25 protein-coding genes are annotated in these 26133 nt (G+C 52.8%); 11 read left to right on the top strand and 14 right to left on the bottom strand.

Annotated elements, in window-relative coordinates:
- Positions 1-23 precede the first annotated feature (23 nt).
- Together K7H08_RS04630 and ycaC are read right to left on the bottom strand one after the other, a co-directional pair.
- Complete coding sequence (locus K7H08_RS04630; protein ID WP_038481867.1) at positions 24-971, bottom strand: pirin family protein; 948 nt, start codon at positions 969-971, stop codon at positions 24-26.
- A gap of 217 nt (positions 972-1188) precedes the next feature.
- Complete coding sequence (gene ycaC / locus K7H08_RS04625) at positions 1189-1818, bottom strand: isochorismate family cysteine hydrolase YcaC (RefSeq protein WP_038481864.1); 630 nt, start codon at positions 1816-1818, stop codon at positions 1189-1191.
- 156 nt (positions 1819-1974) lie between these two features.
- On the opposite strand from ycaC, the gene K7H08_RS04620 reads away from it, so the two are divergent.
- Positions 1975-2886: a LysR family transcriptional regulator gene (locus tag K7H08_RS04620; protein WP_038481861.1), complete on the top strand. Its 912-nt coding sequence runs from the start codon at positions 1975-1977 to the stop codon at positions 2884-2886.
- Between the two features lie 9 nt (positions 2887-2895).
- Here the strand turns inward: K7H08_RS04620 and K7H08_RS04615 are convergent, their stop codons facing one another.
- Genes K7H08_RS04615 through K7H08_RS04605 form a run of 3 tightly spaced genes read right to left on the bottom strand, consistent with a single transcriptional unit; the run spans position 2896 to position 5496 of the window.
- A complete protein-coding gene (locus tag K7H08_RS04615; RefSeq protein ID WP_051626418.1) occupies positions 2896-3441 on the bottom strand; it encodes a GDYXXLXY domain-containing protein in 546 nt (181 codons plus the stop codon).
- Complete coding sequence (locus K7H08_RS04610) at positions 3431-4525, bottom strand: DUF4401 domain-containing protein (protein WP_231657305.1); 1095 nt, start codon at positions 4523-4525, stop codon at positions 3431-3433. The genes K7H08_RS04615 and K7H08_RS04610 overlap by 11 nt, the downstream gene beginning before the upstream one ends.
- Positions 4522-5496, bottom strand: a complete 975-nt coding sequence (locus K7H08_RS04605; RefSeq protein WP_231657304.1) for a DUF2157 domain-containing protein — start codon at positions 5494-5496, stop codon at positions 4522-4524. Before K7H08_RS04605 ends, K7H08_RS04610 begins: the two co-directional genes overlap by 4 nt.
- 255 nt (positions 5497-5751) lie before the next feature.
- Here K7H08_RS04605 and K7H08_RS04600 point away from each other — a divergent pair, with 255 nt between their 5' ends.
- The 5 genes from K7H08_RS04600 to K7H08_RS04580 all read left to right on the top strand — a co-directional run bounded on the left by K7H08_RS04600 (position 5752) and on the right by K7H08_RS04580 (position 10495).
- Positions 5752-6453 (top strand): response regulator transcription factor, encoded by a 702-nt coding sequence (locus tag K7H08_RS04600; protein ID WP_038481852.1) that lies wholly within the window; start codon positions 5752-5754, stop codon positions 6451-6453.
- A 3-nt stretch (positions 6454-6456) separates the two neighbouring features.
- Positions 6457-7956: a sensor histidine kinase gene (locus K7H08_RS04595; protein WP_231657303.1), complete on the top strand. Its 1500-nt coding sequence runs from the start codon at positions 6457-6459 to the stop codon at positions 7954-7956.
- Positions 7957-8042: 86 nt separating this feature from the next.
- Positions 8043-9059 carry a protein-methionine-sulfoxide reductase catalytic subunit MsrP gene (msrP, locus tag K7H08_RS04590; protein ID WP_231657302.1) on the top strand — a complete coding sequence of 339 codons (1017 nt, stop codon included), beginning with the start codon at positions 8043-8045 and terminating at the stop codon, positions 9057-9059.
- The gene (gene msrQ, locus K7H08_RS04585) at positions 9059-9676 is read left to right on the top strand and encodes a protein-methionine-sulfoxide reductase heme-binding subunit MsrQ (RefSeq protein ID WP_038481844.1); all 618 of its coding nucleotides are present in this window, start codon (positions 9059-9061) and stop codon (positions 9674-9676) included. The genes msrP and msrQ overlap by 1 nt, the downstream gene beginning before the upstream one ends.
- A 78-nt stretch (positions 9677-9754) precedes the next feature.
- Positions 9755-10495 (top strand): hypothetical protein, encoded by a 741-nt coding sequence (locus K7H08_RS04580; protein WP_198348563.1) that lies wholly within the window; start codon positions 9755-9757, stop codon positions 10493-10495.
- Positions 10496-10578: 83 nt separating this feature from the next.
- Here the strand turns inward: K7H08_RS04580 and K7H08_RS04575 are convergent, their stop codons facing one another.
- Both K7H08_RS04575 and K7H08_RS04570 read right to left on the bottom strand, forming a co-directional pair.
- Positions 10579-11331, bottom strand: a complete 753-nt coding sequence (locus K7H08_RS04575) for a potassium channel family protein (RefSeq protein ID WP_120385648.1) — start codon at positions 11329-11331, stop codon at positions 10579-10581.
- Between the two features lie 33 nt (positions 11332-11364).
- Positions 11365-12393: an SO_0444 family Cu/Zn efflux transporter gene (locus tag K7H08_RS04570; protein WP_231657300.1), complete on the bottom strand. Its 1029-nt coding sequence runs from the start codon at positions 12391-12393 to the stop codon at positions 11365-11367.
- A gap of 73 nt (positions 12394-12466) precedes the next feature.
- Here K7H08_RS04570 and K7H08_RS04565 point away from each other — a divergent pair, with 73 nt between their 5' ends.
- A complete protein-coding gene (locus K7H08_RS04565; RefSeq protein WP_089039014.1) occupies positions 12467-12910 on the top strand; it encodes a MerR family transcriptional regulator in 444 nt (147 codons plus the stop codon).
- Positions 12911-12961: 51 nt separating this feature from the next.
- The gene (locus K7H08_RS04560; protein ID WP_038481829.1) at positions 12962-13489 is read left to right on the top strand and encodes a hypothetical protein; all 528 of its coding nucleotides are present in this window, start codon (positions 12962-12964) and stop codon (positions 13487-13489) included.
- 35 nt (positions 13490-13524) lie between these two features.
- On the opposite strand, the gene K7H08_RS04555 is transcribed toward K7H08_RS04560, so the two are convergent.
- Together K7H08_RS04555 and K7H08_RS04550 are read right to left on the bottom strand one after the other, a co-directional pair.
- Positions 13525-14316, bottom strand: coding sequence for a PhzF family phenazine biosynthesis protein (locus K7H08_RS04555; protein WP_038481826.1), 792 nt, complete (start codon positions 14314-14316; stop codon positions 13525-13527).
- Between the two features lie 96 nt (positions 14317-14412).
- Positions 14413-15612, bottom strand: a complete 1200-nt coding sequence (locus K7H08_RS04550; protein ID WP_038481823.1) for a multidrug effflux MFS transporter — start codon at positions 15610-15612, stop codon at positions 14413-14415.
- Between the two features lie 223 nt (positions 15613-15835).
- Between K7H08_RS04550 and K7H08_RS04545 the strand changes: the two genes are divergently transcribed.
- Positions 15836-16132: a DUF1330 domain-containing protein gene (locus K7H08_RS04545; protein ID WP_038481820.1), complete on the top strand. Its 297-nt coding sequence runs from the start codon at positions 15836-15838 to the stop codon at positions 16130-16132.
- A 37-nt stretch (positions 16133-16169) separates the two neighbouring features.
- On the opposite strand, the gene rhuM is transcribed toward K7H08_RS04545, so the two are convergent.
- On the bottom strand, positions 16170-17153 hold the full coding sequence (gene rhuM / locus K7H08_RS04540) for a virulence protein RhuM/Fic/DOC family protein (RefSeq protein WP_038481817.1): 984 nt from the start codon (positions 17151-17153) through the stop codon (positions 16170-16172).
- Positions 17154-17367: 214 nt separating this feature from the next.
- Entirely contained in the window at positions 17368-18177 is an 810-nt protein-coding gene (locus K7H08_RS04535) for a sulfite exporter TauE/SafE family protein (RefSeq protein ID WP_231657299.1), read from the bottom strand.
- Positions 18178-18284: 107 nt separating this feature from the next.
- Here K7H08_RS04535 and K7H08_RS04530 point away from each other — a divergent pair, with 107 nt between their 5' ends.
- Positions 18285-19076, top strand: coding sequence for an AraC family transcriptional regulator (locus K7H08_RS04530; RefSeq protein WP_038481811.1), 792 nt, complete (start codon positions 18285-18287; stop codon positions 19074-19076).
- Between the two features lie 269 nt (positions 19077-19345).
- Here K7H08_RS04530 and K7H08_RS04525 read toward each other — a convergent pair whose 3' ends face one another.
- Both K7H08_RS04525 and K7H08_RS04520 read right to left on the bottom strand, forming a co-directional pair.
- On the bottom strand, positions 19346-20296 hold the full coding sequence (locus K7H08_RS04525; protein WP_038481808.1) for a DUF808 domain-containing protein: 951 nt from the start codon (positions 20294-20296) through the stop codon (positions 19346-19348).
- A gap of 146 nt (positions 20297-20442) precedes the next feature.
- Positions 20443-21576, bottom strand: coding sequence for a Fic family protein (locus K7H08_RS04520; RefSeq protein WP_038481805.1), 1134 nt, complete (start codon positions 21574-21576; stop codon positions 20443-20445).
- 363 nt (positions 21577-21939) lie between these two features.
- Between K7H08_RS04520 and K7H08_RS04515 the strand changes: the two genes are divergently transcribed.
- Positions 21940-22905, top strand: coding sequence for a hypothetical protein (locus K7H08_RS04515; protein ID WP_038481802.1), 966 nt, complete (start codon positions 21940-21942; stop codon positions 22903-22905).
- A 120-nt stretch (positions 22906-23025) separates the two neighbouring features.
- Here K7H08_RS04515 and K7H08_RS04510 read toward each other — a convergent pair whose 3' ends face one another.
- Positions 23026-26127 (bottom strand): type I restriction endonuclease subunit R, encoded by a 3102-nt coding sequence (locus K7H08_RS04510; protein ID WP_038481799.1) that lies wholly within the window; start codon positions 26125-26127, stop codon positions 23026-23028.
- Positions 26128-26133: the final 6 nt, after the last annotated feature.

Below are 26133 nucleotides of genomic sequence, written 5' to 3'. Positions count from 1 at the left end.
ATAGCCAGCCCTTCCACTACGAATTAATTACGCTGCTGGCCTGGAAAGGGAATGAATTCTTCATCGTCCCCCGGCGGCAATTTAAATCGCCCATGCTCGAAGTCACCTTCCATCCACGCCTGCTTAGCAGCCGCTAATTTTTCCCGGGAAGATGCCACGAAGTTCCAAGAGATATAGCGTGGCCCATTGAGCGTTTCGCCGCCGAGCAGCATTAGCCGAGCTCCGCTTTCGCCCGCGGTTACGGTGATGGGATCACCCGGACGGAAAACCATCATTTGTCCCTCATCGAATGTATCCCCTGCAATACTAACGCTACCCGACGTTACATAGAGGCCACGATCTTCGTGGCCATCGGGCAAAGGAAGCTTAGCGCCGGGTTGGAGTACCGCATCCGCATAGAACATCTCCGAAAAGGTCTGTACAGGCGCCTGTTCACCCCATGCCGTACCAAGAATCAAGCGAACCTCTTTACCCTCACCTTTAAGCAGCGGCAATGTCTCCTGCCCATGATGCGCAAAGCTGGCGGGTTTATCTTCGTATGCTTCAGGCAGTGCCACCCACGTCTGAATACCAAACAGGGAGTGCTTATTCTGACGTGTAGCGGGGCTAGTACGCTCGGAATGGGTCACGCCATTACCAGCAACCATCCAATTAACCGCTCCAGGATGAATCATCTGATTAGTCCCCAGACTGTCACGATGCTGGAACTCTCCCTGGTACAAGTAAGTGACCGTAGCAAGTCCAATATGGGGATGAGGACGAACATCGATACCATCTTCTCTAAGAAATTCAGCGGGCCCCATCTGATCGAAAAAAATAAACGGGCCAACCATCTGGCGCTTAGGCGCGGGAAGCGCACGTCGTACTTCAAAGCCACCTAGGTCGTGTGCACGAGGTACGATCAGTGTTTCAATATCGTGTAGGTTGCCTGCGGAAGGACATTTAGGCTCAATATCGGGCATCCAGCTCATAGGAGTTTCTCCATAAATAATGAACAACGGAGCAATGGCATCATCGATAGTTTCTATTTCACAAAGCTATTTATTTTTACAAAGCCACCGTCTAGCCAATCACTTACCTTTAATAAATAGCTCAAAAGTATTAAAAAAACCGGAAGCTCACTCACTTCCGGTCAAAACACGGTTTACTTCTTGTCAGAGTCCTTATTCAGAGCCCTTGTCAGAGTCCTTAGTCAGAGCCCTTTGTCAAAGTACTGTAGCTATTCATTAAGTTGCGATAGTCGGGGATATGATTAGAGAAGAGCGCCCCTAGGCCTTCAATATCATTTCTCCAATCACGATGAAGTTCGCAGGCAGCACCAAACCAGGTCATTAACTGGGCACCAGCGCCGGACATACGGTCCCAAGCAGCATCGCGGGTAAGTTCGTTAAAGGTACCCGATGCATCGGTGATCACGAACACATCAAACTCTTCTTCAAGTGCGGAAAGTGCCGGGAAAGCCACACACACTTCTGTCACCACGCCCGCAATAATCAGCTGTTTCTTACCAGTCGCCTTAACCGCTTTTACAAAATCTTCGTTATCCCAGGCATTAATTTGTCCAGGGCGTGCTATGTAAGGCGCCTCTGGAAACATCTCTTTTAATTCAGGCACCAGCGGCCCATTAGGCCCATCTTCGAAGCTTGTGGTAAGAATCGTTGGCAGACCAAAGTATTTCGCCAAATCCGCAAGCGCCAGTACGTTATTTTTGAATCGATCAGGGTCAATATCACGAACTAAGGACAACAGCCCAGTTTGATGATCTACTAAAAGAACGGCGGCGTTATCTTTATCGAGACGAACATAGGGGTTAGCCATGACATACTCCTTTATCTATTAGCTTGAGTGGGCTTTTGGAAAACAAAGATCCAACAGCTGTTGCGCATGCCATAAAGAGTTTAGTAGTTCGCTTACTTGATGATTAGATGGGAAATTAAGACACAGCGTTGCATAGGGAGAACAGAGGGAGAACACATGACGCCCCCTAATCTGAATGATCTTTATTATTTTGTGAAGGTAGTCGACCATGGAGGTTTTTCTCCGGCGGGCCGTGCCTTGGGTATTGCTAAATCAAAATTAAGCAGACGGGTGGGAGAATTAGAAAATCAGCTTAACGTGCGCTTGATGCACCGTTCGACCCGCCACTTAACTCTCACTGATATTGGCCAACGCTACTACCAGCACTGCAAAGCCATGTTAGTGGAAGCTGAAGCGGCCCAGCAGTTCATCGAAGAAACCCAACAAGTGCCCTGCGGTACTATCCGTATCAGTTGCCCTACGGGGCTATTGAGCTTTCACGTGAGTGCAATATTGGCGGATTTCATGGTGCTCTATCCAGAGGTCCAGGTACACCTGGAAGGAACTAACCGCCGTATAGACCCTTTTGTTGAAGGCTTTGATATTGCGCTCCGAGCCCGCCCTCTTCCATTGGAAGATAGCGAGCTTATTCTGAAGGTACTATCGGATCGCGGGCAATGCTTGGTAGCAAGCCCAACACTGATTGAACAGCACGGCATGCCATCAACACCTGACGACCTTTGCAAACTGCCCAGTTTAAGCAGGACAAGGCCGGAGGAAGCTCACGTTTGGCACCTTCAGCGCGACGGTGAAGAGCGCCGAATTGAACATTCTCCACGGTTTATTACCACTGATATGACCGCACTTTATAGAGCCGCATTGGCGGGTGTTGGCATCGTTCAATTACCAAGACTAATGCTGGAGGATTCACTAACATCAAAGGCACTTATATCGGTATTGCCCGAGTGGGAGCCTCGACGGGAAGTCATCCACGCTGTTTACCCCTCTCGCCGCGGTTTACTTCCCTCAGTAAGGGCGCTGCTTGATTTCTTAGCCGAGCGCTATGCGGCAATGGGTATTGAACACTGATGCAACGCATCACCTTTCCATCTCTCCCAAGCGGTTTAGCGATTCATCGTATAGCGCCACTAGCAGTAGCTCGCCGTGCTCGTTGACTCGGAACTGGCCGTAGCGGGCGGGCTCAAAACGCTCGGCGTGTCCTTCCTGAAAGAAAAACGCATCCGTAGCAAAGCGCACGTCCCCATTGCGCAGCCGATAACGTAAACGCCTTTCGTCGTCACCTAGCGGCGTGCCATCATCCAAGCGCTGGAAGTGTGCGATTGATGCGTCATCCAAACGAACCACCACGCTGTCATTGGCTGCCGTTTGCATGGCATTTCCACCCGCCTCTTCGTGGCGATCCATTGCGCGCTGCATGCGAATACGGTTAGCCAACGCAAAGTTTAGCGCCATGTAGTCGCCCTGCATTAACGAGCGCGGATCAACCGGGGCAAGCTCCAAATAAACAATCTCACCTTCGGCCAGATGATGCTCTTTCTGCCAAATAGTCCAGTTAACCACCGCTAGCACAACGACAGTGGCGGCAATCACTATCCAGCGGTGTCGCTTCACGTTACTGCTCATTGGCATCTCCTAGCGGCGCGGGCTTATGCACTGTTAGCCACTGGTTTAGCCACCAACGCTTCAATAACCAGCGAATGGATAACAGTAACGCCCCCATTGCCAGCAACATGAGTGATTTCATCAACAGCGTCACGTCCAGCCAGTAGTAGTAACTGCTAGCCGCCATCAGTAGTAACAAAATACCGCTTCCCATCAGCACCCGATGGCCAATCGTAAATCCGAGCAGTAGTAAGGTAACCCCGGCGCCAAGCCCCGGCATATAAACTGATACCACCGCCACTAGCGCGACTGCGCCGTAAATCGCCAAGCGTTGCGCAATGGCAGGCTGAGAATGCTGACGAAATGCCTGAAGGATAACGCACACTAAGGCCAACGCCACCAAAGCAGTGCTCAGCCAACTGGCGAGCCATGGGCCAAACCACTGAGCCCCTGAATCGTAAAGCCAAGCAAGCTGGTTAGAGTATGCCTGCCCTTGAAGCACCAATAACCCTACTAACAGGCCAGCTCCCCATGCCTGAACCGCCCCTATGCGCCCTGGCCAACGACATTCATTCAACCAGAGCAGTGTAAGCACCAGCACCAACAAACCAATCGCCACCGGTGCCAGTCCATTGACTGCCAGCGCCATCGTTAACGCTAGGCTTGCTAAAAACGCCGACATACTACGGTGAACCTGGCTCGGCATGATCAGCGCCAGCGCGCACTGTAGCGCCAGCAGTACCCACCATAGGCTTGCGGAAATACCCCACATTTCGACCGCTGGCCAGGCCACTAATAATTGCCCAGCTAAACTAAACGCCAGCGCCATGTGCTCCAACACATCGCTTCGCGCTGCGCGTAGTAGTGCAAATGCCCCGCCAATCAACAGGCTGCCTACAACAAGAGAAGCCACTGAGCTTTCCAGTACAAATACCACTGCCGTGGCAATAAAGCCCAACAAAAACAGCGCAGCTAACCAGCCGGAAAACGCCTGCAGAACCCGCACGAACCAAGGTGATTCCAGCGGCGCTGTTGATGAAGGCTCATTTAGCGCAATGCCCGCCTGAGTTAATCGCTGCTTTAACGTATTCATCGGCTGGTTCATGGTGCGCCCTCAGCGTTTAAGCGTTTCAACCACGTCACCGCTGCCGCCCCCATGGCAAAGACAGCGCCTGCCAGCAACAGCAAGCTGCCTTCATTCCACTGACCTTCCCATAGTACATAGCGTGCAAGCAGCAATGTGACCACCGCAATCATCGAGACGCAGCCCCCTGCCAACATAAATAGCTCAAGCCGCCACTGACGATAAACGCCATACAGCACTGCCAACCACACGGGGTAAACCGACACAATCGGTGTCAACGCATGCGTTTCCCCACTCACCCACGCCATCATTAGTAGTGTTAGCGGCACGCCGCTACCCAGCGCCAACAAACAAATTGCCCAACGCCCCGGCCAACCTCGGCGCTGCGCGCCCCACTCCCAGACGACTTGAGCCGCTAAGTTGATAAGCACCAGCCACCATAAACCGGCGTTATCAGTAAAGAACACGCTGCCTAAAATACCGCCCCAGGTGCTGCTATACAGCCACACGGATAGGTTCAAAAGCCCTATCCACGCTACCCAAAGTGCATCAAAGCGTGCTACCCATACCAACGGCAAAGTGAGCAGAGACCAGAGGAAAAACAGCTGCCATGGGTCTGCGCCAGTTTGGTAAACCTGTCCCACCAGCGCCAGTAGTACGCCTATCAACAGAAACGCCGCAGTTAACGCTACGCGAAAAAGCATCACGCTCGCGCTACCCCATACCGCAATGCCTGCCGACAACACCAGCGCGGCCTGCACTAACGCAAAGCGCGGCAGGCGGCCCATGTCCGACCAATTGAAAGCCACGAAGAACAGCACCGCGCAGGCCAGTGCCAGGCCACCCAGCCACAGCAGCAGCCGGTCAATCAACAGCGCCCAGGCGTGGGGCGACGGGTGTAGTCCCGCCACTTTAAACGCTAACGGCACTTGTTCAGGAGGTATCACTCCCTGCTCGATTAACGACATGAGTTTACGGCGTGTAGTAGCCATGGGCGCTCTCCTTGCTGAAACACACTTATTGAAATAAGGGGAGGCGTTAATGCAGACATCGCCCTATCGTTAGAGTCCCCGTGACACATTTGTGAACTTTGCGCGATACACTCTATATCACCCCGTGACACCCCCGTAATGGTGTACATCGAAGATAGTCTCGAATCTTCCGACCAATGAGTAGGAAAATATCACGAGCATCCAAGCGCCTAGAGCCATAAGGCAAAAGCACAAAAGAAGATAATGCGACGACCTATGACACGAAACGTACTGATTATTGAGGATAACCCGGGTATCGGTGAGCTCGTCCGCATGCATGTGGCCGAGCTTGGCATGAACCCTATTCTTTGTGAGCGGGGTGATACCGGGCTTGAACGTTTTCGTGAAGGGGGTATCGATCTAGTGATTCTCGACCTGATGCTGCCCGGCTTAGACGGGCTGTCAATTTGCCGCGAAATCCGCTCCGGCCCAGGTTACGTTCCAGTACTGATGCTTACCGCTAAAAGCACTGAGCTGGATCGAGTGCTGGGCCTGGAAATGGGGGCGGATGATTACCTCACTAAGCCCTTCAGTGTGGCTGAACTATCGGCAAGGGTGAAAGCCTTATTCCGACGCGTAGATGCCATGGCATCTGCCACCGTCACGCAACCCAGCCAGCAAGAATTAATCACGGACGGGCTGCGCATTGATCCGCTGCGTCGGCGGGTGTTTATAAAGGATCAACCAGTCGAACTCACCGCTAGGGAATTTGACCTGCTTTGGCATTTTGCCACGCATCCCGGGCGAGTATTTAGCCGTGCCCAACTGCTTGATACCGTGTGGGGCTACAGCCACGAAGGTTATGAGCATACCGTCAATACCCATATCAACCGCTTACGGGGCAAGATCGAAGCAGATCCCGCTGACCCGGCCTTTATCCAAACCGTTTGGGGGGTGGGCTATCGCTTCCGCGAATAAGTTATGCTGAAAACACTCTATACTCGGCTAGCCTTTGGCTTGTTTCTGTTATTGCTCGCCGTCGGCCTGCTATATACCTTCATCAGCCTCTATTCGCTGCGTGAATACAACGCTTCGGTCAATCAGGCGTTACACCAGAATCTGGCCAAAAATCTAGTATCAGACAGAAATCTGGTCAGCAACGGACAACTGGATAGTAGCGCTCTAGAAGAACTGTTCGCACTCTACATGGCCATTAATCCCAGCATCGAGATCTACCTGCTAGGACTGGATGGCACCATTCTGTCTTATTCAGCAGACCCAGCGAAGATTAAACGCAAGCAAGTCTCGATGGCTCCTATACGCAGGCTGATGGATGACATGAGCCTTTATCCGATACTTGGCGATGACCCCCGCAGTCACGATCGGCAGAAAGTCTTTTCCGTTACCCCGGTGCCAACAGCAGACAACCCCGAAGGGTACCTTTATGTGGTATTGCGGGGTGAAGAGTACGACGCAGCGGAAACCATGGCCCGTGGTGGCAAACTACTGGAAATGAGCGCCTGGGCGTTGCTGGTCAGCCTAACCGTGGCGATGCTCGCAGGGCTAACCATTTTTCGCCTGCTTACCCGCCGCCTGAGATCATTAACACGCCGAGTAGAAGCGTTCGAGAACAGCGACATGAGCCAGCCCCAACTCGACAACAGATGGCACGACAAACAGTCTGTGGTGCGCGATGAGATCGATTATCTGGACGCTACCTTTGACGACATGGCCCATCGAATTGCCACCCAGATCGAACAACTGACAGAAAAAGATGCCCAGCGCCGTCGTTTGATCGCCCAGGTATCCCACGATCTGCGTACTCCACTAGCCTCCATGCAAGGCTATATCGAAAGCCTGAAATTAAGGCGTGATCGTCTCAGCCCCCAAGAACAGGATCGCTTTCTCGACATTGCACTCAAAGAGGGCCGTCGGTTAAGCCGCTTAGTGGATGAGCTCTTCGAGCTTGCTGCACTTGAAGCAAGAGAGAAACAGCCCGTGCCAGAACCCTTCCCGCTAGCGGAGCTGGTCCATGACGTGGTGCAGAAACACGACCAAGCTGCACGCGACAGCCACTTGGCGCTAACGTTAAGTGGCAACCCAGCATTACCAACCGCGTATGCCGACCTAGCGATGACCGAACGCGTGCTGGACAACCTAATCAGCAACGCCATTGCCTACAGTCCCGCTGGCGGCCACATCAACGTTGTGCTTAGTCAAACGAATGGAGAACCACAGGTTTGCATACAAGACAGCGGCCCAGGTATTGCGGAACAGGACCTGCCGCATATATTTGACCCGTTTTATCGTGGCGAAACCTCTAGTGGCGCTGGCCATGCTGGGCTAGGGCTGGCTATTGCGCGCAGAATCATGACGCTTCAGGGCGGTGATATCGGTGTCGAAAACCTAACCAGTGGCGGAGCATCGTTCTGCATACGGTTACCCACCGCCCCCTCGCCCGCCAACGTTATAAATACGTAATAACCTAGGGAGTTGGTTGTGATAACTCTCATGCAAACTGGTCACAGTATTTATCACCCTTTCCCCGTAGCGAGTGGAGACACCACATGCTTATAAAGATTGCCAAACCGAGTGATTTACACGAATCCGATGTAACACCGGAATCTATTTACCTCTCCCGACGGCGCTTTATGGGCGGCATGGCGGGCTTAGGCGCGGGGCTTGCCCTCTCCGGCCACGTCCGCGCCAACGAAGATTATTCTGATGTGCCGGAAGGCGATGCCCCAGCCTGGCTGAAGGAAAAAATCAGCGACACCCAATGGCGAGCCATCACCCCCAGCAACCCCGAGAAAGATAAAATCGCCCCTTTTGATGATGCCAGCGGCTACAACAACTTTTTTGAGTTTGGCACCGATAAACGCGACCCCGCCCGCCATGCAGGCAGCCTGGAAACCCAGCCCTGGAGCGTGGTGGTCGATGGTGAAGTAAATAACGGCGGGCGCTTTGCCCTAGAAGACTTCGCTAAGCCTTCGCAGTTTGAAGAGCGCATTTACCGACTGCGCTGCGTAGAGGCGTGGTCGATGGTCATTCCCTGGCTTGGCATCCCCCTTGCGGAGGTGATTCGACGTGCCGACCCCACTAGCAAAGCCAAGTACGTGCGCTTTGAAACCCTGGTGGACCCAGAACAAATGCGTGGCCAGCGCTCTTCGTTCTCAATAATCGACTGGCCTTACGTGGAAGGTTTACGCCTAGACGAGGCTATGAACCCGCTAACACTGCTCGCCATGGGCATGTATGGCCGTGAACTGCCCAACCAAAACGGCGCACCCTTGCGGCTGGTGGTGCCCTGGAAGTATGGCTTCAAAAGCATTAAATCGATTGTGCGTATCTCACTGGTGGAAGAGCAGCCGGTCAACTCCTGGCAACGAATCGCCGCCGATGAGTATGGTTTCTACGCCAACGTTAACCCACAAGTTGACCACCCACGCTGGAGCCAAGCCACCGAGCGGCGGCTTCCCAACAGCCTGTTCAACGCTAATACCATTGATACCCAGATGTTCAACGGCTATGCCGACGAGGTTGCCGAGCTATATGCTGGTATGGATTTAAGGAAGCACTACTAATGGCTGCGCCACGGGTATGGTTACTGTGGCGGATAGGCGTTTTCCTGGCGGCGCTCGCGCCGCTGGTGTTCTGGGGCTGGCAGGTAGCGATTAACGCCGCAGGCCCCGAACCAGGCAATTACCTGCTGCTGAACATCGGCATTGGCGGGCTATGGATGCTACTCCTCACGCTAAGCCTTACGCCGCTCACCAAGCTCACCCGCTGGAAAGGCTTTGCATTGATCCGTCGTCAGCTTGGTCTATGGACACTCGCCTACGCCACCCTGCACATGCTCAGCTACGCGCTGTTTATTCTAGGGCTTAACTGGGCACTGTTGGGTAGCGAGCTGGTCAAACGGCCCTACATCATTGTCGGCATGATCGCACTGATCGGCCTTGCCGTATTGGGTGCTACCTCTAACCGCTGGTCAATGCGCCGTTTAGGCAAACGCTGGAAGCCGTTACACAAATTTGCCTACGTTATTTTAGGGCTAGTACTGCTGCACTTCTTTTGGGTGGTGCGCGCCGACATGCAAGAGTGGGCCATGTATGCCGCCATTGCCACGTTAGTCATGGCAACCCGTTTGCCGCCCGTCGCTCGCACACTGCCAAAGTTGCGCTACCGCTTGAGTCGGTGAACATATGTCGGTAAAAGTTAAACGGCACAGCTAACATAAAGACACCCTCATTAGGACACTCTCATAAGGACAATGATGATGCCCAACGCCCGCTTACTTATTGCCTCAGTTGGCTTTTTGGCTGCTGGCTTCGCTGCCAATACCCACGCACAAGATGACTCTTGGCGTTTCCAGCTAACCCCCTATGTGTGGATGGTAGGGCTGGCTGGCGACGTGCGGCCACTCTCCAACGCCCCGACTATCAGCACCTCACGCTCTTTTAGTGATGTATTGAGTGACCTAGAAGGTGCTTTTTTTATGGCCGGCAGCGCCCGTAAAGACCGCTGGGTATTGTTTGGAGATGTTACCTGGGCATCACTGAGCCATGAGAGCACGCTGCTACCCGGCGTTGCGATAGAAGGCAACCTACGTCAGCGTTCGATAACTGCAGCAGCAGGCTATCAAGTGCTCAACACCCCGACCCAATACCTAGATCTATTAGCGGGTGCACGGGCTTGGCGAATAGAAGCTGACGTGAGCGTGCCCGCCTTAGGCGTTAGTGCCAGTCACACTGAACGCTGGGTCGATCCGCTTTTAGCTGCCCGACTGCGTTCAACGTGGACACCTAAGTGGTCAACGTTAGTACATGTTGATGGGGGCGGCTTCGGCATAGGTGCCAGTAGCACATGGCAAGCGGTCGCCACCGCGAATTACCAGGTAAATGATGCTTTTCACCTTTCAGCAGGCTTTCGGCACTTGGCAGTAGACCGCGATGAAAACGGCACCCGCGTTGATGTATCGATGAGTGGCCCATTACTAGGCGCGACCTGGATGTTTTAGTAACACGTCTCCCACGACATAACGCCCCACTCGTCGTGGGAATAACACCCAACAGGCCTCAGCGGTTGACTTCCCAACTGAGACTAGCGATTTTTCTGAAACGCATCACTTAATGCCGCCGCTAAAATCCCCGTGGGCATCGCGATAATCCCGATGCCCGCCACCGCCGTCAATCCCGCAAAAAACTTACCTAACCCAGTGATAGGAACCATATCGCCATACCCTACCGTCGTCAGCGTAGTAACACTCCACCACAGCACACGGGGCACGCTGCCAAAAGCACCCGGTTGGGCTGAGGCTTCCGCCAAATAAAGACAGAAAGAGGAAAGTAGCAGCAATAGCATCGCCAAACCCGCACTCAACCACAGCTCATGAGAACGAGACTTCAGCGCCTCTGCCAGTGCTGCCCAAGCCTGGCTGAATCTACCTAAACGGGTTAGCCGCAGCATTAACCCCAAACGCAACATGCGTAGTAAGAAGCCGTTGTTTTGAACCATAAACCCCAGGAAGTAAGGCAAAATCGCCAGTAAATCCACCATGGCCCAAAACGAAAACACATAGCGCAACCGGCCTTTTATCCCGCGGTAACGAGGATCTTCACCGACAACATACAGACGCAATAAATACTCACCGATAAAGATCACCACAAACACAGTTTCTAAGGTAGGAAAAAGGCGTGGTGAAAGCGCCCGCAGCATTGGCTCCGTTTCCAAAATAGCCACCAGCGATGCCAGCAAAATCAGCACGCAGATGACTCTATTAATGGTCGACAACCCCTGCCGCAGGTGCGTTTCTAAGGCTAACTGCCGGTAAAGCTCAGCTCTATTTATGATCATTTCTTCAAAAAACTTATTAGTGAATGCAGCGATCTAAAACCCCAACAACCGCTTACGTATAGGACGAATAGAGAACAGGACTAATGCGCCTAAAGCCAACCACTCGACAGATGCAGGTAGCAGCTCCTGAACTTGGCTGGCCTGCTGAACCGGATCCCATCCCGTCATTGCTAGCCCTTTATCAAACACCCAGCCGATCAACACCGTCACCAGCAGAATGCTGACGAGATAAACCGCTAACGCTTGGTTTCCAAACTCACGCCGCAGAATAGCCAGGGTGGCTAGGCTCGTTACAGGACCAGCAAGCAGAAAGACTAACGCCATTCCCGGTGAAATGCCCGCCAATAGTAAACCAGCAGCAACGGGGGTGGCTGCAGTAGCACAGATATACAAGGGAATGCCGATGACCGCCATAAGGATTAGCGCCAACAAACCACCCGAAAAACCTACCAGAGTTTCTGGCGGCACAAAGGTAACCAGCACCCCCGCCAACAATAAACCGGCAAACATCCAGCTACTGATGTCATCCAATAAATCACTGAAGGCATACTTCAACCCTGCAATTACCCCCGTCGACTCAGTGGCATGTGCGTTAGCACTGTCAGCGTCACAGCCTTTTGATGCACAGCAGCCGCTAACAGGGGTGCTTTTCGGCAGCGCTGTTTGGCCGGTAAAGCCCACTAAAATGCCCGTCACTATCGCAGTTACCAAGGCTCCCAACACTCGCGCCAGCGCCATTAAGGGGCCTAACAGCACACTGGTGATGAGCATTGAATCCACCCCAACGCCAGGTGTGCTAATCAGGAAAGACGTGGTTGGCCCACGGCCCGCCCCACCCCGATGCAACGCCAGCGCAGTGGGAATCGCCCCACACGAACACAGCGGCAACGGCATACCAATCACCGCCGCCCGGGTAATGCTACCCAGCCCGCGGCCACCCATCCAACGCTGTAATAAGTGTTCCGGCATTAAAGCCTTAATTAATCCCGCAATCACCAACCCCAGCAGCAGCCAAGGTGCGGCGCTTAACGCAATACTCAACAGCTCATTGATCAAACTCATCGTCGGTTACCTGCTTGTTAGTCAAGAGAATAACGACTAGCCTAAACCCTGTAATCGTTACAGGGTCAAGCTTATGAAACGCTACTATCGTATCGGGGAAGTTGCCAGCCGAACCGGATGCTCGCCGGAAAGCATTCGCCACTATGAAAAGCTGGGATTACTGGCACCGCCACAGCGAGGAGAACAAGGCTACCGGTCTTATGATCAGGCGGCATTAGAACGCATTGGCTTTATTCGCCATGGCCGTAGCCTGGGATTAGATCTGCACAGTATCCAGGAGTTGTTAGCACTTTCCGACAACCCCGACACCGACTGCACCGCCGCCGATAATATTGCCAGCCGTCATCTAGAGCACTTAGAAGAACGCATCGCTGCCTTACAAGCACTGGCAGGCGAACTGCGCCAAGTGGTTCACCAATGCCGAGGCGGCAAGGCTGCTAACTGTCAGATCATTCAAACGCTGTATGACCACCAACCCACCTGCACCGAGCGGGGATGCGGAGAAGTAACGGCGTAAAGGCTGCCCCCTGCAATATCGCAGTTCAGTATCGTAAAAAAGGAACACCGCATGATTGAGACAAGGGAACAACTCGATGCCATTAAAAAGTCATGCTATTCGATGGTGACCAAAAGCGCAGGGATTTCGGCGGGTACCGCTATCATTCCCATACCTGGGCTGGATATCGGCTCTGACGTGGCTATCTTAATGCGCATAATTCCCAAAATTAACGCTCAGTTTGGGTTATCGCCTGAACAAATCGAAAGCCTAGATACCGAAACCAAACTCTTTGTGATGACCGCCATTTCCAATACGGGAAGCAAGTTAGCCGGAAAATACATCACCAAGAAGTTAATCATAACGCTGCTGAATAAGATGGGCGTTAAAGTCGCCGCCAAAGGGGTTACTAAGTTTGTTCCCTTTATTGGCAGCGCCGTGGCAGGCACTATTAGCTTTACTGCCATGAAGTACATGGGCAACAGCCATATTGAGGATTGTTACAAGATTGCCTTGGCAACTCTGGAAAACAAGCAGCTACCTCCAGTGGCAGAGCCTGCGACCTTTATCCCGGCTGACGATTCCGCTAATTCTCATTAGCGGATTATCGACTGCACCAGCCCTGGCCTGGCCTGTCACTGCGATGGCAGCGTAATTACCCCTTTCAAGTAAGGCGCAACGCGGCCTTTGATAATCACGCGGTCGCCTTCTATCTCGCAGCTCAGCGCACCTTTGCGGGCACCACCCTGGCGTGCAGTAAGCTGCTGTTTACCCAGTTTTTTCGCCCAGTAAGGCGCAAGCGAGGTATGCGCCGAGCCAGTAACGGGATCTTCTTCCACACCGACTTTGGGGCCGAACCAACGGGAGACAAAGTCTACATCGCTGCCTTTCGCAGTAACGACAATGCCGCGCCCAGGAAGGCGCTTCAATTGCTGCATGTCCGGTGCTAGAGATTCAATCAACTGCACATCGTTAACTACCACCACGATATCGTCCGATATCAGCAGCGCTTCGATCTCATTAATCCCTAACCCTGCCTTTACCTCAGCTTCCATCGCCAAGGGTTCGACTACCTTTGCGGGAAAATCCATCGCCAGCTCGTTACCGTCACGCTGTACTAAAAGCTGCCCACTGCGGGTCTCGAACTGCAGTGTTTCAGCGCTATCGCCCAGCACATTAAAAATCACCCACGCCGCCGCCAGCGTGGCATGACCACACAAATCCACTTCCACTGAAGGGGTAAACCAGCGCAGGTGATAGCCAGACTCAGTCGGCACAAAAAAGGCGGTTTCAGAGAGGTTGTTCTCCGTGGCTATCGCCTGCAACAACGCATCATCCAACCATGTTTCCAGCGGGCAAACCGCCGCAGGGTTACCTTCAAACGGTTTAGAGGCAAACGCATCTACCTGGTAAAGATCAATATTCATTACAGCCAGCCTTTTCTAACGTCATGGATCATTATGTTTTGGATAACACGTGGCTTTTGGCAAGGGTATTTTAGCAACAAGTGAGTAGGGCCTGGCCTAGTCCGCCTCAACAGCGGCCCGCCCTTTGATGATAGAACGGGCAAGCATCAGGTATGCCACCGAGCCACAGGCGGCCATGGCCAGGATGACCGCTTCAAGCGTATGCGGCAACATGGCAGACAGTGCGCTCAGCAGCCCGGCAACACCGAACTGAGCGGCGCCCAAAAGCGCTGCGGCCGTTCCGCCACTGGTGGGAAAGTACTCCAAAAAGCAGGCCTGAATATTCGGCGAGATCGCCCCTACCGCACCGATGGTCAGCATCATGGCGGGCAGGAAGGAGTACAGCGGCCACTCCATAAAGGCAGCCACCACCAATAACAGTATTCCAACACCCTGACAGCCCGTTGCCAGCTGCAGGATACGCAGTGACGATAGCCTGGAAAGCAACACTCGATTGAGAATATTGAAGATAAGCATCGCGACGATATTCGCCGCAAACAGCATTGAAAAGGCTGATGGAGATTTACCGAAATGCCCCTGATAGATAAATGATGCATAGGTGATAAACATCATCAGAGTAGAAAATGAGGCAGCCTGCCAAACGATGAACGGAAGGGCCGGCTTTGTCGACAGTACCATTTTGTAACGCGCCATCAGGCTCATCTTAGGGCTTTTCGCTCGAGACACCTTGCCCGTACCGGTAAAAAGCACCCGCACCAACAACGGCACTAGAAGCACCGCGTATACCGCCAAAGCGAAAAAGATATAGTGCCAGGAACCCAGCGCCAGAATCGCGCTACCCACGCTCGGCGCAATGCCAGGCGCCAGCACCATGATAAAGCCCATCATCGAAAACAGTTTCGCGGCGTCGCGGCCCGCCACCCGGTCGCGCACCAGCGCCGGCACAGATACCAGAGTAAAACCGGCGCCAAGAGCCTGAACTGCCCGCCCGACGAGCAGCGTGTTCAGAGAATCCGCCATACCAATGACAATGCTTGAAAGCGCAAAAATCGCCAGGCCGCTCATCAACACCCGCTGGCGCCCGAAGCGGTCTGAAAGCGCACCGCCGATTAACTGACCAAACGCCATCGCGAAGACATACACTGAAACGCTCAGCGACACCGCCTGCTGAGAAACTCCCAGCGATTCGCCAATAACCGGAAAAGCTGGCAGGTACGTATCCATGGAAAACGGGCCCAGCATCATGGTCAATGCCAAGCTCAGCACCACAATGAACGGCGTTTTAGATTGGGTCATAGAAGCTCGCGGTAAAGGGGCGTAATGATGGACAACACCCACAATATGATACCGACAGTTGCTATCAAGGCAATCGAATAGGTTGGTGGCTTGCTAATGGGGCTTTAGGAGCTGGGGTTCGAGAGTAAGGTTATGAGAGCAGGGGTTTGAGAGTAAGTGGACAGCGCCCAACCAACAACAGGTATGATTGCATAGCGCATTTAATACCAACGAGGAGAGCCGAATGCCCGCCTACATCGTACTAACCCGTGAACACACTCACGACAACGAAGAAATGAAGCGCTACAGCGAAAAGGCCAAAGCTGCCCGCGAAGGCCACGACCCACAGCCGCTGGCCTTTTATGGTGATTTTGAGGTACTAGAAGGAAGCGCCATGGAAGGTGCGGTGATTCTACGCTTCCCCGACATGACCGCCGCCCGCGCCTGGTACGAAAGCCCCGCCTATCAGGAAGCCCGCAAACACCGTTTCCAGGGTGCCGACTATCGCGTTTTTCTAGTGGATGGAATAGAAGAGGCTTAATGGGCAAAGCCCCTGCGGTCGCCAGCGAGGGGTACAGCTATCGCAACAAGATGAAATGTTCGATCAGCCGAATCATCAACGTTTTCTGATCCGGTAGGCTTTCCGCCACCAATAGAGCCAGGGCCACTAGGGTATTGTCATTAATCAGTTGCTCTACTGGCTTTGCCAGCAACGCGGCGTTGCGGCGCAGGTACCACAAGAATAGAAACGAGCCGCAGCGTTTGTTGCCATCGGCCAGAGGGTGATTCTTGATCACAAAGTAAAGCAGGTGCGCGGCGCGAGTGGCGACGTTAGGGTAAAAAAGCTCATCCCCAAAGCCTTGCTCAATGGTGGCCAGGGCGGACGTCAGACCGTCACCCCGCAACTGACCGAATAGCTCGGTGGCCTCCCCCTTGCCAATCAGGGTCTGTTTCAACTCACCGATGGCCTGAAGTGCCTCTTCCACCCCTAAAGGCTGCATACCTGGCTGTTTGATGCCCACTTCCGCCAACTGCTGCTCATCGTAGCCCTGTAGCAAACTCCAGGAGCGGGCGTAATCGCTAATCACACGGGCAACCGCTTCGCCTTCGGTTGAAACCAAGCCTTGATTGGTCAGGGTTCGGCTGAGCAAACTCACCGCCTGCTCAAACTCTATGCCACGCTCGGTTAGGCGGCGTTGATTTAAGGTATAGCCTTGTACCAAATGTTCTTTTAATACTTGAGTTGCCCACTTTCGGAAATGAGTGGCACGCTTCGAACTAACCCGATAACCAACAGAAATAATGGCATCAAGGTTGTAGTGTTTGGTGCGGTATCGCTGCCCATGCTCAGCCACATGTTCCAAAATGGAACATGTGCTGTCTTCACTCAGCTCTCCACTCTTATAAATATTACTTAAATGTTTGGTGATTGCAGGGCGCTTGGTGCTAAACAGTTCAGCCATCTGCGCCTGGCTTAACCAAACGGTATCTTGTTCCAGCGTTACCTCGAGGTGTGATTGCCCATCTTCGCTGGTGAATATCTGTATTTGCTGATCATTCATGAGTGCTGCCTCCCAGGTTTACATCAAACGCTTTATGTCTTTAAAACAAGCACCTCCCAAGCAAGCAGCACTCAATACGGCAGTAGTCACCTTTCCATACTAAAAGAGAGATTCAAGCGCGCCCGCAATCAGAGATTAAGTAAACCTTATCACAAAAACTGTTCATTTATACAGCAAAATATCGCCATAATTCTGCCAAGCAAAATTAGACGCTTCAACGCACAAAAACCATCACCACCAGCACCATGGTTAGCAGTAGCAGGTATACCCTGGCATGAATACGGTCAGGGATACTCCCGATCCAGGTCGACGCCAAGCGGATGCCGAGCCATGAGCCCACTGCGAGTACCAGCAAGGCGCGCAGATCCACATAACCGGCATACCAGTCCCCCAGCGCTGGGTGATTTGACGACAGCAACACATACGTCGCGGTGCCACTTACCGCCATGGGCAACGATAGCGGATTGGCCATGGCGGTGGCTGCCGTCATGCTCGCGCCTCTCCGGCGCATAAACGGAACGGTCATCACACTGCCACCAACGCCCAGCAAGGCGGCCACCGCACCAATCAGTGTCCCCGTCATCGCCGTTACCCCACGACCCATAGGACGCACATCACTCTCCGCCTGATGCAGAAAACCGGGCCGCAGAACGGCATCCGCAATCGTGAGACCCAAATAGCCGATAAATGCCCAGCGCACCCATTCGCCACTTAACGACACGGCTGCCGCCGCGCCCAGCACAGCCCCCATGGCGATATAGCCCACCAGCGGACGCACCAGCTGCCACTGCACGGTCTGCCGTTGATGGTGACGCCATGTGGACAGCGAAGCAGCAAATACCATCAACGCCGTCGAGGTAGCCACCGCGATATGCATGGCCGCCTGACCGATGCCACTATTCAGCCCATGGACGGCCATCAGCAGGGTATACAGCAAAGGAACCACCACAAACCAACCGCCGAAACCGAACAGTACGGTGGTCACTCCGGCCAAACCACCACAAAGCAGCAATACGCTATACACCGGCACTCTCCTGATGAAACGAAACAGCAGGCACTATATGCTGGCACGGATTGGCCGACATTCGTCATTCGGACAACCATCAACGCGTTTCAGCCAGGTTAACGCTAATGCTCAATACGCCTCTTTCAGATGTGGATCATGTGGCACGGCCCATCGTGGCCATCGGTACTGACTACCGCCCCGGCACCCTCCTTGATTTTCATACCCATCGGCGTGCCCAGTTTCTCTATGGCATGAGCGGCGTGATGGAAGTCAATACGGATGACGGCACCTGGATGGTGCCACCCTACAGCGGAGTCTGGCTGCCTGCGGGCAAGCGCCATCAGGTGCGCATGAACGGGGTGAGCACCCGAAGCCTGTATATCGAGCCCCACGTCGCGCCACGCGCTTCGCCCAACTGCGAGGTGCTGGTCGTAACGCCTCTCCTGCACCACCTACTGCTGGCGTCCGCCCACATCCCCGCGCGCTATGACGAAAATGGCCGCGATGGTGCCCTGGCGCAACTACTCCTATACGAACTGGAACAGGCTCAGGCCCTGCCACTGTTTGCGCCCCTGCCCCACGATCCTCAACTCGCCAGCCTGTGCAGAGCGTTTCTCGGCCAGCCAAATATTCACACGCTGCCTGATGAATGGGCCCAGCAGTTGCATTGCAGTCAGCGCACCTTCAACCGCCTGTTCCGTCAGCAGACCGGGCTCTCCTTTGGCGTATGGCGACAACAGGCCTGCCTGATGGCGGCTATTCCCAAGCTACTGTCCGGCAGTTCCGTTACCCAAACAGCGCTGGAACTCGGCTACGACAGCCCAGCCGCTTTCTCCAACATGTTTCGCAAGGTGCTCGGCCAATCTCCCAGCGCTTTCGTCCGGGAGGCGTTAAAAGAGGATGGCGCCTTAAAGTGATATATTCGGATCACAAATTGAGCCGAATAGGCTTTTTTTTCGGCTCAAGGATCATTTGGGAAGGGGATATGATTTAACAGGTTTATCGCCGTGCCGCCTTTGAACGCGAAGATACCCTTCTTGGCGACAAGCACTTTCTTGAGTAGAGCTTTGTTATGTGCACTTGTAGTTTAAAAATTAGCACTTTACTAAAGAGTCAGCCCTGCGCTCTTTGAAAAATTTAAATAGGGTGTACTTTGAGTTAACAAAATATCTAATCCTTAAGGATTTCAGGCATTTTGCATCTTCTTACTGGGAAGTAGGTGCAACGCCCCCACCACCACCGAGCCCACCAACAAGCCAATCACCGCAGAACACAGCGTATTGAAACTCCAGCCCAGCAAGCCACCCAAAACACCGGTTGCCTCGGCAATGCCATGCTCGACATGGTGTACCCACGCATAGGGCGCGTTGAACCAACCCGTGCCATCGGCACCCAGATTGGCCATCAGGATATGCCCACCCACCCAGAGCATGGCGACGGTACCCACCACCGATATGGTCGCTAGTACCTTGGGCATGGCAGTCACCAAACCACGGCCCAGGGCCTGGACTCCCGAACTATCCCGCTGGGCAAGTTTCAGGCCGATATCATCCATCTTGACCAACAGCGCCACCACGCCATACACCAGTAGCGTGATGACAAACGCGACCACCACCAGGCTAGCCATCTGTGACCAGAACCCCTGATGGGAGACAGTGGCCAGCGCGATCACCATAATTTCAGCAGATAGAATCAGGTCGGTGCGAACGGCACCACTCACGATCTTTTTCTCGGCTTCCGGCCCCTTCTCTACCGCTGGTTTATCGTCGTCATGCTTACCGGATAGCTTATGCCAGACCTTCTCCGCGCCTTCAAAGGCAAGGTAAGTGCCACCCACCATCAGGATGATCGGCAAGAGCGCGGGCAGAAAGTAATTCAGCAGCAGCGCCACCGGCAGGATAAAAATCAGCTTATTGCGGATCGACCCCAGCGCGATCTGCTTCACAATCGCCAGTTCACGCTCCGCTGTCACCCCCTGCAAATATTGCGGCGTCACCGCCGTATCATCCACCACCACCCCGGCCGCCTTCGCCGTCGCACGCCCAGCGGCGGCGCTCACATCGTCCAGTGATGCTGCGGTCAACTTCGCCAATGCGGCAATGTCATCCAGTAATCCTATCAAGCCACCTATGGCCATGGATGCTTCCTCCGTGAATAACAGGTGCAGATAGTAAAGCACATAGCGGGTGAGTTACCTTCAAAGTGCTTTGAGGCAAAGGCATTCACTTGCTATAGGTCGATTTTCATTGCAAGCGATATAGTCTCACTGACCAAGCCCACTACTTACTGCGTGCCTTCATAAACTTGCCCAAGTAACACCGTATAGCGTGTACTGCGCCCACCGCCGGGAAGCTTGGAAAGGCAGCCTTTTTCCAGTAGCTCGGCCAAATCCCGCGTTGCGGTGGCTTTACTCACTTTGGCCAACGATTGGTACTTACGAGCATTGATGCCCTGCTCAAACTCCTCCCCTGCTGTATCCAATAAGCGGTTCAGCACCTTGATTTGCCGTTCGTTCAGCACGGTGGTGGCATGTCGCTGCCAGAAGGTGGCTTTTATTAACACACGGTCGATTCTTAACAGCGCCTGCTCGAGTGCCTCTTTCAGCGTGTCCAGAAACCACAACAACCACGGCGTAATATCGAGGCTGCCTTTCTGAGCGCTTTCGAGGTAATCATAGTAAGCGTGACGGCGCGCCATAATGGCCGCGCTCAAGGAATAGAACCGGACGGATTGACGCTCTGCTTGTGCAAGCGCCCGGTCGGTGACTGCACGAGTGACGCGCCCATTGCCATCATCAAAGGGATGCAAGGTAATCAACCATAGATGGGTTATGCCAGCGCGAACCAACCTATCAAGCCCCTGAGGCGGCTGATTGAACCAAGTAATAAAGGCATCCAGCTCAGCCTCCAATTGCCCACGGGGCGGCGCTTCAAAATGGACGGTAGGCCGATCAAGTCGCCCTGAGACTACCTGCATGGGGTGATCACCACGCAACTCGCCCACACGTACCTGACTAATCAAGCCAGGGCCTTGCACAAACAGCATGGACTGCCAAAGGCACAGCCGCTCATGGGTAAGCGGCTCATCCAACTGATGCGTGGATTGCAGCAATAGCTCGACCAGCGCTTCAGATTCAGGTGTTGTTCTAGCAGAGACACCAGCCTGCTCTAAACCTAACTGGCGAGCAACGGAAGACCTCACGGAACCAACATCCAGGCGCTCACCTTCAATTTCGCTGGTACGAATAGCATTCTGAATCAGCGCATCCATCTCCACATCCAGATCCGCTTGCCCAAGAGCGGCCTCGGTTTTACCCACCACGCGGCCCTGCAGTAGCCGAATGGCATCCAGCGTAGGCCGAAGAAGGGCTTCATCCCACTCAAAATGCGGCCAGTTGCGCTGCTCCCAGATATACATGAGCCGATTGCCCCGCCTATTCAGATCATATTGTGAGCCGATTATGGATTATATTCGGCTCATAGGCTAGTGAGAAGTGTTCTTGGAATTCAGGAATCCAAGTCAAAGGCGAGTCGCTTCGGGTAGATATTTCCCACTGACTATATGAATGCTTTAAGCATCACTAGGTACTCTTCTAGACAGCGGCATATCCCCCAACACCGTCACGATAAGGTTAACCACACAGTTACCAAAGGCGTTATTTCCTAGCGACCTGCAGCCCCCTTCAGTTGATGAGCAAACTCTGCGAAAATTTAGTAAAAAATATTTAAATTAAGTAAATTTCCAGCTAAGCTTGAATCACTTATCAAATTGGAGGTCGCCATGAACAGTAAAGCATTCGTTGAACTCGCTCTGCATATACTGCAATGTAACCAGAAACAGCTGGCTGGGCTGCTGGGCGTCTCGCCAACTCAAATTACGAAATGGAAAAATGGCGAACATATATCGCTAGTAATGCAGAAAAAATTTCGAGAGCTGACAAATATCGGCGAACTGGATCCCTCCGATGTACTCTTGTGTGGGTCCGTAGAAAACTGCATGAAGTGGAAAATACTGATTCAAAACTTGGCCGAGCTAGCTCGAGAGGGTGCTGAAACTGGGTATTACACACAACCCTTGGAAGACGATCTTGATCTGCTACTAGGCAGCACGCTAAATACGTTAACTGACATGGGCGTTACCATTCCCAAGGAATTTCCAAAAGGGCTGAATGAAAGCTTCATAAATGAAGACGACGACGAGCCTAAGTTTCGAGAGTACTCACTGGCTTCGTTGATTTACGATATGTACTCATCTTTAAACAGCGTCTATGGTTTTTACGCCGCCTATATTGACCATATCATTAATGATGACAGGCTCGATCTGTATTCATCACCTGCCGAAAACATAGAACCTTGCTTGCTTTCTTTGGCCGCTACCAAGGTTAAAGTAGATCAAGAGTTAGCACCAAACTTCAATAAGTTTCGACATGAGGTTATTAGCGATTATGAAAAGTGGATGCTCATTGTAAAAGAAGCAGCCTTTCAAGGTCGAGTACCTCTAAAAGCCGAACTGATGGACATGGTGTACGGTTCACCTAACGAGCTAGATCACTCAGCCGAAGCAGAAAGCTTGGGTGTCAATGTGGCTCAGTTACACCCCGACATATATATGAACGAACTATTAGTAGGCATGAGGACGATTCACCAGGTCTTACCAGCCATTCTAAAGAAGCTGGATATCGAAAAAGAATTCGAACTCGACATTTCGGAACTTTCAGTTAATAGCCGCGCAAGAAAAAACTCTTAAAAGATTTAAAAAATCTTACAGCAACTCTCTTGATTCAGTCATATTGAGATGAGCCATTTTACGGTTGAACAATGGTGCGATTTTTAAATCGCACCAACATTCTTTTATCAACAATAGTCTCTAATACGGTAAGCCACTCACACCAGGTTTCATCAGCGCGCTCTTGAGGCTTTGATAAAAAGCCGCCTTGAACGTTGGATCCTGGGCGTGGAGTTTGTACAACTCCATTTCTTCCTTGCGCCGCTTCAACATGACTTCTTTCATGATTTTTTCGAATGCTATTTCACGCGAGTACGGATCAGAGTTATCGCTGAACTTCTGCTCAAAATCTGGATGTGCTCTCACACTATCCAGAATATTCAGAAACTTCACGCGCTGCTCTTCTGGCGTTGCCCCCCAACCTTGAAACCAGCGTTCATTAAAGCTGCGAATGATTTCTTCCAGCGGATCTTTCTGGGGTTCTTCTTCCCGATATCCACGCGGATTAGGATTCTGTGGATCGAGTGTTGCTTCCTCAGCATCCAGCGCAATCGCGTGATTTAATCGGGTGCGACCCAAACCGTAGGATGAAAGGTCGACAGCTTCAAGTAGCTCATCAAGTTCATCCTGGTCGGGGTCTTTGATTTTCAGTTTCGGGATAAGAAACTTCAGGAACCAAAACAGCTGCTCCCACGCCAATACCTCAAACGGCATGATTGATGCCATCTGCCCGTATATCTTCACAAACTGCTTGGCCTTGATCTTGTAATCAATCTTCTGAGTATCTTCAAGCTCCAGGCTCTGGTTGAAACGCTCAGCCGCCGTATCAATTAGCGGACTTAGCTTCTGTGCATCTTCTTGATCAAAGAAGCGTTTGCAGAACTCTTCAACCTCATCCCATTCATAAACGCCCTCATCATCAAGGCTCTCTTTCAAGTCATGCAGAACATTGACGTCGGTGGCCTGCGATAGCGAGGTGACGGTAAAGAAAGGATCGAAAGCTGCTTTGATATCTTCGGTGGAGTTGAAAAAATCGAGTACGAACAGATCTTCGGTTCGCTTACATAGTTTAGGAGCCGAGCGGTTCAAGCGAGACAACGCTTGTACGGCAAGCACAGACTGCAGCTTCTTATCAATATACATGGCGCAAAGTTTCGGTTGGTCGAAGCCCGTCAGGTACTTGTTCGCCACAATCAGAAGTCGAAAGGTGTTCTCGACATTCTGGCCGTTCACCATCATCGGCTTGCCTTTATCATCATAGCCATCGAAATAGAAACGCGTCTTGTCCTCTGGAAACCCATTTATCTCGGCTTCCGTGTACTTGATGCCGTCGATTTCCTTTTCGCCCGAGAAGGCAATCAGCACCTTGAATGGGTTAGCGCGTTTTTCCAGCTCCCGCTGTACTGCCTGGTAGTAACGAATGGCCATCTCGATATTCTGCGTGATGATCATTCCCTTACCCTTGCCACGCAGCTTCTTTTTGTTCACCACGTTATCGACAAAGTCTTCCACCATGACTTCCGCTTTGATGTTGATCGTCTGCTGGCTGCGTTCAACGTAGGCACGCAGCTGCTTCTGCGCCTTGGCGGTGTCAAACAAAGGGTTGTCGTCGATAGACTTCTGTATCTCATAATAGCCCTTATAGGTGGTGTAATTGGCCAGCACATCAAGGATGAACCCCTCCTCAATGGCCTGTTTCATGCTGTAGAGGTGAAAAGGCTTGAAGCTGCCATCTGCTTGCGGCTCACCAAACTTTTCCAGCGTGCTGTTTTTCGGCGTAGCGGTGAAGGCGAAGTAAGAAGCGTTGTCGCGCCTTTTCCTCGCCCTCATCGCCTTTAGCACTTTGTCCTGATTGTCTTCGGTGTCAGCATCTTCGCCACCGCCCATAGCCTGGTTCATTCTGTCGTGGGCAAGGCCGCTCTGTCCGCTGTGGGCTTCGTCGATAATCACGGCAAAGCGCTTGTCGCTCAGGTCTTCAATACCGTCGATGATGAAGGGGAACTTCTGAATCGTGGTAATGATGATTTTTTTACCGTTCTCAAGCGCTGATTTGAGATCCGCTGAGCGCATGGCCGGGGCGACGATGTTTTTCACCTCAGAAAAATCGCGGATGTTGTCGCGCAGCTGCTTATCGAGCAGGCGTCGGTCAGTCACCACAATCACGCTATCGAATAGCGGTGCATCCAACGCTTTTGCGCCAGGCAAACCCAGCTTTTGAGGGTAACTTTCGATTAGCTGATAGGCTGCCCAGGTAATACTGTTCGATTTACCCGAACCGGCAGAGTGCTGGATAAGGTAGCTGTGCCCAACGCCATGGGTGGCGGTGTGGTTAAGCAGTTTCCTTACCACATCAAGCTGTTGATAACGCGGGAAGATAAGGCTCTTTTTGGATAGCGGATCACTACTTTTGCCTTCCAGCAGCACGAAATGCTGAATAATCCCAGCGAGGCTTTTCGGCTGGAAGACCTCTTCCCAAAGGTAAGCAGTTTTGTGGCCATTGGGGTTAGGCGGGTTGCCTGCACCCTGGTTATGGCCCTTGTTGAAAGGCAAAAAATAGGTCGAATTACCGGACAGCTTGGTAGCCATCCAGACGTCGTCGGTGTCGGCGGTCATATGCACCAGCACACGGCCAAACTGCATCAGTGGCTGACTGGTATCCCGATCGCGGTACTGTTTCTGCCCATGGTAGCGGGCCGTCTGGTTCGTCCAGGCGTTTTTCAGCTCCAGCGTGACGATAGGCAGCCCGTTAACGAACAGCACCATATCCACGGATTCATTCGGGTTCGCCAGCGAGTGGTGAACCTGACGGGTCACGCTCCAGATATTGGCAGCGAAGTTATCGTGAACCTTGGGCGATGAGCTGGCCAACGGCGCGGGATACATCAGTGTGAAATGGGCATCTTCGACGGGCAGGCCCTTTTTTAACAGATGCAATATGCCCTTGCGCTTCACCAGTTTGTCGAACTGCCCCAGAATTTTGGCCTGCCAGTCAGCGGGGTTGCGGGTTTGCAGCTTTTCAAGCGCTTTGCCTTGGGTCGCTTTCAGAAACGTCCAAAACTTAACGGTATCCAACGCCAGGGCAGGGTCAAAATCGGCGGTATGGCCAATGCGGTAAGCGCCTGCGCCATAGGCGACGGCTTCCGTTATACCCTGCGCCTGCGCTTCTGCAGTGGTACCAGCCAAGTATTTTTCGATGGCCTGTTCCAGCGCGATTTCCTTGGTGTTGCTGACCGCATAGCTCATCACTGC

Origin of the sequence: Halomonas sp. IOP_6 (assembly GCF_021151565.1) — a bacterium.
Taxonomy (GTDB): Bacteria; Pseudomonadota; Gammaproteobacteria; order Pseudomonadales; family Halomonadaceae; genus Vreelandella; species Vreelandella alkaliphila.
Note: the sequence above shows the minus strand (reverse complement) of the source record. Positions and strands in the feature narration are given on the sequence as shown.

Coding starts and splice junctions, on each gene's coding strand:
- K7H08_RS04630 (WP_038481867.1), bottom strand. CDS start 971: ATGAGCTGGATGCCCGATATTGAGCCTAAATGTCCTTCCGCAGGCAAC.
- ycaC (WP_038481864.1), bottom strand. CDS start 1,818: ATGGCTAACCCCTATGTTCGTCTCGATAAAGATAACGCCGCCGTTCTT.
- K7H08_RS04620 (WP_038481861.1), top strand. CDS start 1,975: ATGACGCCCCCTAATCTGAATGATCTTTATTATTTTGTGAAGGTAGTC.
- K7H08_RS04615 (WP_051626418.1), bottom strand. CDS start 3,441: ATGAGCAGTAACGTGAAGCGACACCGCTGGATAGTGATTGCCGCCACT.
- K7H08_RS04610 (WP_231657305.1), bottom strand. CDS start 4,525: ATGAACCAGCCGATGAATACGTTAAAGCAGCGATTAACTCAGGCGGGC.
- K7H08_RS04605 (WP_231657304.1), bottom strand. CDS start 5,496: ATGGCTACTACACGCCGTAAACTCATGTCGTTAATCGAGCAGGGAGTG.
- K7H08_RS04600 (WP_038481852.1), top strand. CDS start 5,752: ATGACACGAAACGTACTGATTATTGAGGATAACCCGGGTATCGGTGAG.
- K7H08_RS04595 (WP_231657303.1), top strand. CDS start 6,457: ATGCTGAAAACACTCTATACTCGGCTAGCCTTTGGCTTGTTTCTGTTA.
- msrP (WP_231657302.1), top strand. CDS start 8,043: ATGCTTATAAAGATTGCCAAACCGAGTGATTTACACGAATCCGATGTA.
- msrQ (WP_038481844.1), top strand. CDS start 9,059: ATGGCTGCGCCACGGGTATGGTTACTGTGGCGGATAGGCGTTTTCCTG.
- K7H08_RS04580 (WP_198348563.1), top strand. CDS start 9,755: ATGCCCAACGCCCGCTTACTTATTGCCTCAGTTGGCTTTTTGGCTGCT.
- K7H08_RS04575 (WP_120385648.1), bottom strand. CDS start 11,331: ATGATCATAAATAGAGCTGAGCTTTACCGGCAGTTAGCCTTAGAAACG.
- K7H08_RS04570 (WP_231657300.1), bottom strand. CDS start 12,393: ATGAGTTTGATCAATGAGCTGTTGAGTATTGCGTTAAGCGCCGCACCT.
- K7H08_RS04565 (WP_089039014.1), top strand. CDS start 12,467: ATGAAACGCTACTATCGTATCGGGGAAGTTGCCAGCCGAACCGGATGC.
- K7H08_RS04560 (WP_038481829.1), top strand. CDS start 12,962: ATGATTGAGACAAGGGAACAACTCGATGCCATTAAAAAGTCATGCTAT.
- K7H08_RS04555 (WP_038481826.1), bottom strand. CDS start 14,316: ATGAATATTGATCTTTACCAGGTAGATGCGTTTGCCTCTAAACCGTTT.
- K7H08_RS04550 (WP_038481823.1), bottom strand. CDS start 15,612: ATGACCCAATCTAAAACGCCGTTCATTGTGGTGCTGAGCTTGGCATTG.
- K7H08_RS04545 (WP_038481820.1), top strand. CDS start 15,836: ATGCCCGCCTACATCGTACTAACCCGTGAACACACTCACGACAACGAA.
- rhuM (WP_038481817.1), bottom strand. CDS start 17,153: ATGAATGATCAGCAAATACAGATATTCACCAGCGAAGATGGGCAATCA.
- K7H08_RS04530 (WP_038481811.1), top strand. CDS start 18,285: ATGCTCAATACGCCTCTTTCAGATGTGGATCATGTGGCACGGCCCATC.
- K7H08_RS04525 (WP_038481808.1), bottom strand. CDS start 20,296: ATGGCCATAGGTGGCTTGATAGGATTACTGGATGACATTGCCGCATTG.
- K7H08_RS04520 (WP_038481805.1), bottom strand. CDS start 21,576: ATGTATATCTGGGAGCAGCGCAACTGGCCGCATTTTGAGTGGGATGAA.
- K7H08_RS04515 (WP_038481802.1), top strand. CDS start 21,940: ATGAACAGTAAAGCATTCGTTGAACTCGCTCTGCATATACTGCAATGT.
- K7H08_RS04510 (WP_038481799.1), bottom strand. CDS start 26,127: ATGAGCTATGCGGTCAGCAACACCAAGGAAATCGCGCTGGAACAGGCC.